This is a genomic window from Pseudomonas sp. SDO5522_S412 (assembly GCF_054071215.1).
On sequence record NZ_JBSVWQ010000180.1, the window covers coordinates 1 to 11358 of the forward strand.

The window sequence follows — 11358 nt, forward strand, 5'->3', positions numbered from 1 at the left end:
TACTTTTGCGCTTTTCAAAAGTGAGCCGCTGTAAGAGCGGAACCGATATAAGCCACCACCCAAATAACGGATATGTCCCCAACACCGCGGAGCTACAAATTCCGGCTATGCCGGTAATCACTGACCGCCTCATACACCGCCTTACGCAACCGGTTAATCCCCCCAATCGGCCGATGCGCCTCCACCCCAAACCACGGATTAAACGACTGATTATCACAAGCCAGATTCAACGCCGGCGTATCAAAATCCTGCGCCGGAATCACCACCTTGGCCACCGTCTCAAACGGCGCATCACTCTCTTTCCATTCAATGCTGGTGTCCTCGATCGGCATGAACTTCTGCGGATTCTGCCGCTGAATCTGCAACACAAAACACGCCGCCACCCGGTCCGTCGACAGTTGCTGATTCAACGCACTGCGCAAAAAGTTCGGCAGGTCCTGATTCTGTTTGGGCAGCACATACGCAGGACACCCCTGGGGATCCGGCGCCACCCGAAACTTCGCATTCGCCGCCCCGAACTTATACGGCGACACCGAGAAATACGTCGTCTGCGTAGGACTCACCGGCGGCGGCGCCAACGTCGCCAGCGCGATAAACAAATGCCGCACCTGCCAACTGCGCGGATCCACCCCGGGGAAAAACGCCATGACTTTCTTGCCATCGGCCTGAGCCGAAATGTTCTGCGCATACTCCGCCACATCACTGACGAAAAAGTTCGGATGGCTGAACATCACAAAGTCCTGCTCACCCCGCGCCTGCTGATCCGCCAGCAGCTGTTTGCCTGGCACGTCCAGCAACTTGATCGCCATCCCCCGGGCATCCCGGATGCTGTCGAACTGCGGATACGCATTGCCGTTGGACAGTCGCATCATCGCCTGCCAGGTCTTGCCCGGCTCGGCGAACACGCCCTGGCGCAGGGCCGGGTCGAGGTCCGCCAGTACGCTGACCTCGGCCTTCACGCAGCCATGGGCCTTGGCATGCGCATCCCGCAGGTAACGCGTGCCTTCGCGGTGTTGGTCGACGATGCGCACGGCGGTCTGGATGATGCCCTGGGTCATGGCCGCTTCACCCGGCGGGATCTGTTCATCCGGCGATACCGGGCCGCTGTGCTGCCAGGCAAACCACAGGGTGGACAGCAACCAGCCCAGCAGGCCCAGGCCCACCAGCCACAACAGGGTCTTGCCGAGAAACGCGCCGAGGCGCAGCCAAAGTCGAGCGAGCATTTAAAAATCCTTTTCTGCGAAGTCGGTTGGGTCAGGGCAGTTGCTGTTCCAGCGGGCCGCCCAGCACTTTCAAATATTCCAGCAGCGCCCAGCGTTCCTGGGGCAGCAAGCCTCGGCCAATCACCCCGTTGCCACGCTGCCCGGCACGGAATTCGTGGCCGCTGTTGTGGTTGCCGGTGATGCGCGTATCGAACAGGAACGCGTTGGGGAACGCGGCGGTTTGATAGCCCAGGTGGCGCGGGTCGTATTCGAAGGTGCCTTTATAGAAGGTCGGGCTGCGCTCGTCCTGAGGCGAGAGCAATTGGTAGATCGTCGGCACCGAGCCGTTGTGCAGGAACGGCGGTGTCGCCCACACCCCGGCCAGGGGCCGTGCCTTGTAGGCACGCAATTCGCGTACGCCGATCGGCAGGCCGAAGCCGTCCAGGCGCGGGCGTTCGGCAGGTGTCACACCGGCGGCACGGTAGGCGTGGTCTTCGACAAAGGCGGTGATGTAGGCCAGGCCTTTGGCTGAAGAGAGGCTGCGCAGGTCCAGCGGCTCGGTGGGCGTGGGGTGCAGTTCGACGTTCATTTTCGCCAACTCCGCCGGGTCCCATTGCAGGGCGCTGAGGTCGAAGCGGTGGTCAGCGATATTGTTGGCAGTAGCGGGGTCGGTGCCGATCACCTCCACCGGGAGCATTTTCAACTGGCGCACCGGGCGGCCATCGACCTGGGACACCGCTGGCACGTGGCAGCCGGCGCAGTTTTCCGCGAACAGTGCGCGACCCTGGGCGGCCAGCGGTTTGTCGATGGCGCCGAACAGGTCTTCGGGCCAGGTGGGTGGCTTGAGCCGTTGCAGGGTTTCTTCGATGGTATTCAGGTCGCGAACCCGCACGCTGGAGGCGTAGCGCGCATCGCCCTGGAGCGGCTGGCCGGCGCTGTCGAAGAAGTCCAGGGTGGCGCCGACGCCCAGGGCTTCGCCGATATTGCGGGCCATGGGTTGTTGGGCCGAGCCATTCCATTGCACCCAGTCGAAGGTCCAGATGTCCCACAGTTGCGGGTAGTCCACCGGGGCGTTGGCGATGCGGTAGTTGTCGGGGGAAATGGCGTCGCCAAAGCTGGCGTTGGCGATACGGCCAAAGGCGTCGGTGCGGCCCGGGCCTTCTTCGGTGGGGTAGAGGCCACGGTGGGTGTCGTTCCAGGCAACTTTGAGGAAGTTGTTCAGGGACTTCTTGAAATCCTGGCGCAGTTGCGCTGCGGTCTGGTCGTTGTAGTCATGGCCCAGCACGGTGCGGGCAAAGCGCTCGAATTTCCACGGGTTGTAGTAGGTCGAGGCCAGGCTGGCGACCAGTGCCTGGCCGAAGCTGCCGCCGCGCAGGGTCGGCACGCTGGACGGCAGCACATGTTGCGCCGGGCCACCGTCGACCCGCAGGCCCTGGCCTTTGAAGTTCAACTGGCCGGTGTGGCAGGCGGCGCAAGTGATGTCGAGAAACTCATCATTGCTGCCAGTATTTTTATGCCGGGCGAAACCCACCGGCAGGTTGCCGGGATTTTGTGCAGTCGGCACTTGCCTGGGATCTACCAGGAAACCGAAGCGCGCCAGGTACTCGGGCGTGGCGAAACGCTGTTCGGAGAACGGCAGTTCCAGTGCGGTAAACCAGGCATAACGCAGGCCCTTGATCTGGGTGCCCTGGGGCGTGAAATAGTAGGTCTGGCGATCTGCGGCGCTCCATTGATCCTGATAGTGCACCTGTTCCACCGGCACGTAGACCGGCAGCTTCGGGTTGACCACGTAATAGAGCACCACCGCCAGGACCAGGCCCAGCAGTATGAAAATCATCAGCAAAACACGGGAAAAAATGCGCAAGATAACTATCCTTGTCGAGTTGTAGCGTTCTTATGCCATCAGGCCAGCAGTGCGGCAAGTGGCCATGAGTCTCGTTCCAGCGCTGCTGCCGTCCGTTGCAGGGCCCTGGATTGAATGAAAATGCTTTTAAACACGTGAACTTATCAGAAGTTTCCTGCTCACATGCCGGTAGCCATTGGTCGTGGCCGCCTGATAAGCTCGCGACTTTACTCGAATGCCCTTTTGGCACACGAACAAGGAAATAGCATGAAACAGCATCGGTTGGCGGCGGCGGTGGCCCTGGTTAGCCTGGTACTTGCGGGTTGTGATTCGCAAACCAGCGTAGAGCTGAAAACCCCGGCGCAAAAAGCTTCCTACGGTATCGGCCTGAACATGGGCAAAAGCCTTGCTCAAGAAGGTATGGATGACCTGGACTCCAAAGCGGTAGCCCAAGGCATCGAAGATGCCGTCGGCAAGAAAGAACAGAAGCTGAAAGACGACGAGCTGGTCGAAGCCTTCGCCGCACTGCAAAAACGTGCTGAAGAGCGTATGGCCAAGATGAGCGAAGAGTCGGCAACCGCCGGCAAGAAATTCCTCGAAGAAAACGCCAAGAAAGACGGCGTTGTCACCACTGCTTCCGGTCTGCAATACAAGATCGTGAAGAAAGCCGACGGTGCTCAACCCAAGCCTACCGACGTAGTGACTGTTCACTACACCGGCAAGCTCACCAACGGCACCACCTTTGACAGCTCCGTGGATCGCGGCAGCCCGATTGACCTGCCGGTCAGCGGCGTGATTCCGGGTTGGGTCGAAGGCCTGCAACTGATGCACGTTGGCGAGAAGGTCGAGTTGTACATCCCGTCCGACCTGGCCTACGGCGCGCAGAGCCCGAGCCCGGCGATTCCAGCCAACTCCGTGCTGGTATTCGACCTGGAACTGCTGGCCATCAAGGACCCGTCCAAGGCAGACGCTCCTGACGCACCGGCGGCTCCTGCTGCCAAGAAGTAATCAGCGCCTGAACACACAACGCCCCGTCTCGACGGGGCGTTGTTGTTTCTGGCCTGTGCGATCGTTCCCACGCTCTGCGATCGTCCCCACGCTCTGCGTGGGAATGCATCCGGTGACGCTCTGCGTCACCATTGCGCATAGCTCAAGCCTAGCGCTAACAGCAAGCGCGGAGCGCCACAGGCGGCATCCCCACGCAGAGCGTGGGAACGATCAGCTGAATCCAGGGCAAATTCAACCGAACCCATGCGGGCTAGAGCAGTCTGATAAAAGACCCGAGTACGGGTAGACGCAGATTATCTCCAAGTCAATGAATTCTTGGGTTTTTTTTATGTGCGCAAAAAACGCCCGATCTGACTGTAGGCCTTGTATTACGTGGCTTTCAGCCTGGAAAATAGGCTCTGTTCACAAGGTTATCCACAATTTGTGTGGATAACCTTTTCTGTCGCCTGGAACTGGAGTGACGATGAAAGCCCCGTTTAATTTCACCCGCTTCCTGCCCATGGCTGCTCGCCTGCTTGGCCGTGGGCGCTTGCCGACGTTGCTGTTCGCGGTCGCCGCCAAAGGCTCGAGCCAGGGCAACCGGCTGGGCAAGCTCAAGGACGACCTCAAGCTGCTCCAGGCCTTGTGCCTGGCCTACTGGCGCGGCGAGTACCGGGCCATCAGCCCCAAGGCGCTGATTTCGGTAGTGGCAGGGTTGATGTACTTCCTGAGCCCGATTGATGCGATCCCGGACTTTATCCCGGTGTTCGGCATGCTCGACGACATTGCTGTGCTGGCGTGGGTCATGAAGACCCTCGACGGCGAACTGAGCGCCTTTCGCGCCTGGCGCGAGCGTCAGCTCCCCGAGAAACTTGCGGTGGTTGAGCGCCTTCCTGCGACGCCTCAGCTGCTTACGCAAGAACACCTGAAAAAAAACTGAACCTTGGGAATATCCCCCTGCGCTCTTTGTGGCTGTTAGGATTACACTCCTAAGGAAAGTACTTACGAAGTAAGTGTTGTGATCCTACGGGGCAGTCATGGATATTCAGATAATTACAAAGGATGGCGAGCCCGAATATGCGGTTCTGCCATGGGCTCAGTATCAGGCGCTGTTAAAAGCTGCCGGTCAGCAACAGCCAACGCCTCCCGCTCCGACCATTAGCCAAGCCACTGCCGAACCGGATCTGCGCCCCCTGGAGCAGCTGCGAAGCCTGCGCGAGGCCAAGGGCCTGGCCATCGAGGTTCTGGCGCGCACGGTGGGCATCAGCCCGTCTTACCTGGGCCTGATCGAAAGCGGTGAACGCCAGCCGGACGCTGCCATCCGCCGCAGCCTGGCCTGGGAACTTGGCGTTGCAGGTTGGAGGGACGAAACGTGAGCGTACGCATCAGCCGTCAACATTGGGATGGGTTACTCAACGAGCTGGACCAGGCGCGCCGACAGCGCCACCTCTTGACCTACCGCGCCTTGCTGGAGCGCCTGCAATTTCCCACGCCGGCCATGCAGACCCTGACGGCTGCGCTGGAGCACCTGGCGGCGCTGGATGCCAAGGCCGACCAACCACTGCGCAGTTCCCTGGTGATCAGCCAGGGCGCCAGTCGCCTGCCACGTACCGGTTTCTTTGAATGTGTGGAGCGTCTCGGGCGCTTCTGCGGGCCGTCCGATGGCGTGGCCGCGGCGTCGTGGCACGCATCCGAAGTGGTGCGAGTATTTGAATACGATTATCCCGAGTCAGCGGAGGCGTAGTGTTCTGGAAGCTCAAGGCGTATGCCAGTTACTGGCTGGCGCGCAAGTTGTTTCATTGGTCCTGGTTCGTGCGACAGCCGCGTGGCTGGCAGTGGCTTGAAGGCCAGTTCGCGCGCATGGCCAATCTGGGCGACGTAGGAGCACAGAGTTTCTACGGACATATCCTGACGTTTCGTGGCAAGGGCCTTGGCGCCCGTGAAGAAGGCGTGCGACTGTTGCGGCTGGCGGCCCTGGCCGGCGACGGCAAGGCGGCCTACCAGGTTGGGGTGTTGAGCCTTGCGGGCAGCCTTGGCAAGGCGCCTGATCCGCTGGAAGCAGCACGCTGGTGGAAAATCGCCGCCCGAGCCGGGCACCCGTTGGCGCAGATGCGCCTGGAGCAACTCTGATCTAGAGCGGCTGCGGTTCTGCCTGGCCCAACTCCAGGCTGTCAATCACATGAATGCTGTAGCCCGCCACGTTCTTCGCGTGGTGCTTGGCTTGCGAGGCCAGTTCCGCCAACTGGCTGGCATCGAGTTGTCCACAGGCCTGTGGATACAAATGCACCACGCCGATGGACAGCGACAGCAGCGCAAACTCCTGGCGCACGCCCTGGCGGTTCAGTGCAACGAAACAGCCCGCGTCCAGATGCTCGCTGCGATAGAAGCGCCGGCACTGGGTGTGGAAGTCGTCCAGCAACTGGTTCAGCCGCTTGCGCCAATCCTGCGGCCCCAGCACCAGCAAAAAGTCATCACCGCCGATATGCCCGACGAAGTCGCGGCTGGGGTCTACCCGGTCGTTCAGGCATTGCGCCAGGCACAGCAGCACTTCATCGCCCCGGCCATAGCCGTAGATATCGTTGAATGGCTTGAAACTGTCGATATCGACGTAGCAGATCACAGACTCGCGTTGTTGCTGCAACAGCCGCGTCAGGCACTGCTGGATGGGGACGTTGCCCGGCAGCAAGGTCAGCGGGTTGGCATAGCGTGCCTGCTGGATTTTCAGCTCGGTAATCAGCTTGAGCACATCGATCACCCGGCCCAGCCCCAGATAATCGCCGTTGAGGGTGATGATGAAATCTTCCTCGATCCGCTGGCGTGCGCGACTGGTGAGCAGGCGGCTGACCTGCTGCAAGGACTGGCTCAGTTCCACGGCGAGAAAGTCATCACTCATCAATCGGCTGATGGGCTTGCGGGCGAACAGATCGGTGGCGAACGGCTTGAGCAGCGCATCTGACAGCGAGTGCCGGTGCACGATGCCAATCGGGTGGCCACGCTCATCCAGCACCGCCAGGGAATTAAGGTTGGCCTGGCGCCGGAAGGCTTCCAAAACCTGCGCCGTGGCAGTGTGCTGGCCCACGGCCGGCTGTTCGTTGAGCAGGGCGCTGAGGTCGCTGCCTTCGTCGTTCAGCGCGACGTTGGCGTTGTCGGGCTTGGGCAGCATCAACCGCGCTTCCTGCGGCGGGTGTTCCTGGGGGCGGCAGAGCAGGTAGCCCTGCACCAGGTCAACGCCCATTTCCGTGAGCACCGCCAACTCTTCCGGCAACTCGATGCCTTCGGCGATGACCTGGGCCCGGGAGGCCTTGGCGATTTGCAGGATGGAGCCGACAAACTCGCGCTTGAGGGCGTCCTGGTGGATGCCGTCGATAAAGTGTCGATCGATCTTCACGTAGTCCGGGCGCAGCTCCGACCACAGCCGCAGGCTGGAATAGCCGGCACCCAGGTCATCCAGGGCAATCGAAAAGCCCATGGCGCGGTAGTGGTGCAGCGCGGTTTGCAGCAGTTGAAAATCGTCGGTCGGGGTTTGCTCGGTCAGTTCGATCACCACCTGGCTGGGCGGGATGCCGAAGTCGCTGAGCAGTTGCAGGGTACGGCCAGGCTGGTGGGCGGTCTCCAGCAGGGATTCGGGTGAGACGTTGAGAAACAGCTTGCCCGGCAGTTTCTGCTCGCTGAACCGCCGGCAGGCACTTTCCCGGCAGACCATCTCCAGCTCACTGAGACGCCCGGCGTGACGGGCCACGGAGAACAGTGCGACAGGAGAGTGCAACGGGCTGTTGGACGGGCCGCGACTGAGGGCTTCATAACCGATGACGCGTCGTTCAGACAGGGAAATGATGGGTTGGAACAGGCTGTGCAAACTGCCTTGAGCCAGGATTGAGCCCAATGCATTCAGCTGTTCGGTCATGGTCATGATTTTCTCGGGTCGAAAAAAAAGGACCTGCTTTGGCAGGTCCTTCATTTCACGACAGAATGATGTCTATTTGATGACACTCCGAGGAGCGTTCACATTAAATCGCCATCATTTACTGCTTGGCCACCGTCTTGCTGATTTTCAAGTAGTCCAGCAGGATGCGCCCGGTCTCGCTCAGGTAGGCATCATCTTCCGGCTTGGTTTTATCAGGCTCGGCGGCGATCGCGTCTTCGTCTTCTTTCTTCAGCTCCTTGAGTGGAGCTTCGCCTTTGGCCTTGCGGCGGGCGTTCTCCAGCACCAGTTGCTGATTCTCGATGTCGGTGTGCTGCGCACGACGGTCGGCTTCGTTCAGGCTGACGGTTTTCTCTTCCATCAACTTCTTGGCCAGGGCCAGCTTGTCGCGGATAAAGATGAACTCGGCATCCTTGGCGGAGCGGGCTTCGTGATCAGCTTTCAACTCTGCGATGTACGGTTTGAACGGGTCTACCGCAGGCTTGATCGCAGGACGGATAGTGTCCCACGGCATCGCCTCGGGCAGGGCGCTCTCGCCGATTTCCTTGGTATCGATGATCGACGGGAAATCGACGTCCGGCAGTACGCCCTGATGCTGGGTGCTCTGCCCGGAAACCCGGTAGAACTTGGCCAGGGTCAGTTTCAGCTCGCCATGGTTCAGCGGCTGGATGGTCTGCACGGTGCCTTTGCCGAAGGTCTGGCCGCCGATGATCAGCGCACGGTGGTAGTCCTGCATCGCGCCGGCAAAAATCTCCGAGGCGGATGCCGAGAGGCGGTTGACCAGCAACGCCATCGGCCCTTTGTAGAAGGCACCCGGGTTCTCGTCTTCCAGCACGTCGACACGGCCGTCAGCGTTACGCACCAGCACGGTCGGACCCTTGTCGATAAACAGGCTGGTCAGCTCGGTGGCTTCCTGCAGGGAACCGCCGCCGTTGTTGCGCAGGTCGATGACCACGCCGTCGACTTTTTCCTTCTGCAATTCTGTGAGGATTTTCTTAACGTCGCGGGTGGTGCTCTTGTAGTCCGGATCACCGGCGCGGAACGCTTTGAAGTCCAGGTAGAACGCCGGGATCACCACCACGCCGAGCTTGTAGTCCTTGCCATCCTGCTTGAGGTTGAGGACTTGCTTCTGGACGGCCTGGTCTTCGAGTTTCACCGCTTCACGGGTGATGGACACGATCTTGCTGGTCTGGTCGTTCGGTGCGTTGGTGTGCGGAATCACTTCCAGGCGCACCACGCTGCCTTTCGGCCCGCGGATCAGCTTGACCACTTCATCCAGGCGCCAGCCGACCACGTCGACCATCTCTTTGTCGGCCTGGGCCACACCGATGATCTTGTCGGCCGGGGCAACCTGCTTGGTCTTGTCGGCCGGACCTGCCGGCACCAGACGCACGATCTTCACCTGGTCGTTATCGCTTTGCAGGACGGCACCGATGCCTTCCAGCGACAGACTCATGTTGATATCGAAATTTTCCGCGTTATCTGGCGACAGATAATTGGTGTGCGGGTCGTAGGACATTGCGAAGGTGTTGATGTAGGCCTGGAAGATATCTTCGGCACGGGTCTGATCCAGACGTGCCAGCTGATTCTTGTAGCGCTTGGTCAACAGTTCCTGGATGGCCTTCGGCTCTTTGCCGGCGATCTTCAAGCGCAGGACTTCATCCTTGACGCGCTTGCGCCACAGGTCGTCCAGCTCGGCTTCGGTGGTCAGCCAAGGAGCGTCCTTGCGGTCAACCAGCAAGGTCTCTTTCTTGGTGAAGTCGAACTTGTCGACACCTTTGTCCAGCTCACCAATGGCGAAGTCCAGACGCGCTTTGACGCGGTCCAGGTAGCGCTTGTAGATGGTGAAGCCGGGCTGTAGGTCACCGCTCTTGAGGAAGTCGTCGAACTGCGTCTTCCACTTGTCGAACTCGGTGATGTCGCTGGCCAGGAAATAGCTGCGCGAGGGATCCAACAGCTTGAGGTAGCTGTCGTAAATGATCACCGAACGAGCGTCGTCCAACGGCGGCTTGCTGTAATGGTGGCGCTTGAGCAACTCGACGACGTTAAGGCTGGCAATCACCTCATCGCGATCAGGCTGAAGGTTGTCCCAGCTGTTGGCTGCGAACGTATTGCTCGACAGCGGCAAAAGGCCGATACCGATAAAAAGAGCGAGGGCGGTGCTGGGGAACAAATGCTTCATGCTGATTCGACGCGGGGGCAATTGATAACGCATATTAGGCCGTCTTTGAAGTCGCCGGTTCCATATGGGCCGGTCGCATAATGCAAAAAGCCCGACGCTACAGCAACGGGCTCAGTCCAGACTCACTATGGAGGCACTGTGAAAGCATTGCAAGGCGTTGAAGGTCATGTGGAGTGGCAAGAAGAGCCAAGTCCTACATGCGATGTAGGCCAAGTACGCATTCGCGTGGCGGCTGCGGGCCTGAATCGCGCCGATTTATTACAGCGTTCGGGGCTTTATCCGCCACCTCCCGGTGCCAGCCAGGTGCTGGGCCTGGAGTGTTCCGGGGTGATCAGCGAAGTCGGCGCCGGTTCGTCGTGGCAAGTGGGGGATCGGGTTTGCGCCTTGCTGGCTGGCGGCGGGATGGCTGAAGAAGTGGTGGTGGATGCGCGGCATGTGCTGCCGGTGCCGGAGGGTGTGTCCCTGGTGGAAGCGGCCGGGTTGCCCGAGGTATACAGCACCGCGTGGTTGAACCTGTTCCAGTTGGCGGGCCTCAAGCCCGGCGAGAAGGTGTTGTTGCATGCCGGTGCCAGTGGGGTGGGCTCGGCGGCGATTCAGTTGTGCAAGGCGTTTGGCAGCCCGTGCTGGGTCAGCGTGGGGTCGGCGGATCGCCTTGCGTACTGTGAAGCGCTGGGGGCTCAGGGGGGTGTGGTACGTACTGACGGCATCGAGGGCTTGAGGGATTTTGGACCGTTCGATGTGATTCTTGACCCGGTGGGGGGGAATTATGCGGCGCTGAATCTCAAGCTGGTGGCGCGTGATGGGCGCTGGGTGTTGATTGGGTTGATGGGGGGGCGTGAGGCGCAGATCGATCTGGCGCAGGTGTTGGCCAAGCGTGTGCAGGTGTTGGGGTCGACGTTGCGCAGTCGGGATGATCAGTTCAAGGCTGACTTGTTCAGTGACTTGAGCCAGCATGTTTGGCCGTTGTTTGCCGAGGGGCGCTTGAGTCCGCAACTGGCCAGGACGTTTCCGATCAAGGATGCCGAGGCTGCGTTTGCGGAGCTGGCGACTAATCGGATTTCCGGGAAGCTGGTGTTGGTGATTGACGAGAGTCTGACCTGATTTCAGATGCGACATTTGTGTTGGGGGGGAGTTGGGCTGGGTGTATATCCGTTATTTTCGTAACGACGACTATTGGTTCCGCTCTTACAGCGGCTCACTTTTGAAGAGCGCAAAAGTAAGC

Annotated in this window: 10 protein-coding genes; 6 read left to right on the plus strand and 4 right to left on the minus strand. The window is 60.2% G+C overall.

Features of this window, described 5'->3' with window-relative positions:
• Positions 1–92: 92 nt before the first annotated feature.
• Both ACW9I6_RS25265 and ACW9I6_RS25270 read right to left on the minus strand, forming a co-directional pair.
• Positions 93–1223, minus strand: a complete 1131-nt coding sequence (locus ACW9I6_RS25265; protein ID WP_003211127.1) for a catalase family protein — start codon at positions 1221–1223, stop codon at positions 93–95.
• A 31-nt stretch (positions 1224–1254) separates the two neighbouring features.
• Complete coding sequence (locus ACW9I6_RS25270; protein WP_457339969.1) at positions 1255–3066, minus strand: di-heme-cytochrome C peroxidase; 1812 nt, start codon at positions 3064–3066, stop codon at positions 1255–1257.
• A gap of 246 nt (positions 3067–3312) precedes the next feature.
• Here ACW9I6_RS25270 and ACW9I6_RS25275 point away from each other — a divergent pair, with 246 nt between their 5' ends.
• The 5 genes from ACW9I6_RS25275 (at position 3313) to ACW9I6_RS25295 (ending at position 6162) form a co-directional block, all read left to right on the plus strand.
• Entirely contained in the window at positions 3313–4053 is a 741-nt protein-coding gene (locus ACW9I6_RS25275) for an FKBP-type peptidyl-prolyl cis-trans isomerase (RefSeq protein ID WP_003211122.1), read from the plus strand.
• A 463-nt stretch (positions 4054–4516) separates the two neighbouring features.
• Positions 4517–4972, plus strand: coding sequence for a YkvA family protein (locus tag ACW9I6_RS25280; RefSeq protein ID WP_003211120.1), 456 nt, complete (start codon positions 4517–4519; stop codon positions 4970–4972).
• 97 nt (positions 4973–5069) lie between these two features.
• Positions 5070–5408 (plus strand): helix-turn-helix domain-containing protein, encoded by a 339-nt coding sequence (locus ACW9I6_RS25285; protein ID WP_177068222.1) that lies wholly within the window; start codon positions 5070–5072, stop codon positions 5406–5408.
• Positions 5405–5776, plus strand: coding sequence for a hypothetical protein (locus ACW9I6_RS25290; protein WP_003211116.1), 372 nt, complete (start codon positions 5405–5407; stop codon positions 5774–5776). Before ACW9I6_RS25285 ends, ACW9I6_RS25290 begins: the two co-directional genes overlap by 4 nt.
• The gene (locus ACW9I6_RS25295) at positions 5776–6162 is read left to right on the plus strand and encodes an SEL1-like repeat protein (RefSeq protein WP_087694979.1); all 387 of its coding nucleotides are present in this window, start codon (positions 5776–5778) and stop codon (positions 6160–6162) included. Before ACW9I6_RS25290 ends, ACW9I6_RS25295 begins: the two co-directional genes overlap by 1 nt.
• Position 6163: 1 nt before the next feature.
• Here the strand turns inward: ACW9I6_RS25295 and ACW9I6_RS25300 are convergent, their stop codons facing one another.
• Positions 6164–7942: a bifunctional diguanylate cyclase/phosphodiesterase gene (locus ACW9I6_RS25300; RefSeq protein ID WP_023659268.1), complete on the minus strand. Its 1779-nt coding sequence runs from the start codon at positions 7940–7942 to the stop codon at positions 6164–6166.
• A gap of 112 nt (positions 7943–8054) precedes the next feature.
• The gene (locus ACW9I6_RS25305; protein ID WP_023659269.1) at positions 8055–10136 is read right to left on the minus strand and encodes a carboxy terminal-processing peptidase; all 2082 of its coding nucleotides are present in this window, start codon (positions 10134–10136) and stop codon (positions 8055–8057) included.
• Between the two features lie 138 nt (positions 10137–10274).
• Here ACW9I6_RS25305 and ACW9I6_RS25310 point away from each other — a divergent pair, with 138 nt between their 5' ends.
• Positions 10275–11237, plus strand: coding sequence for a zinc-binding dehydrogenase (locus tag ACW9I6_RS25310; protein ID WP_087694978.1), 963 nt, complete (start codon positions 10275–10277; stop codon positions 11235–11237).
• Positions 11238–11358: the final 121 nt, after the last annotated feature.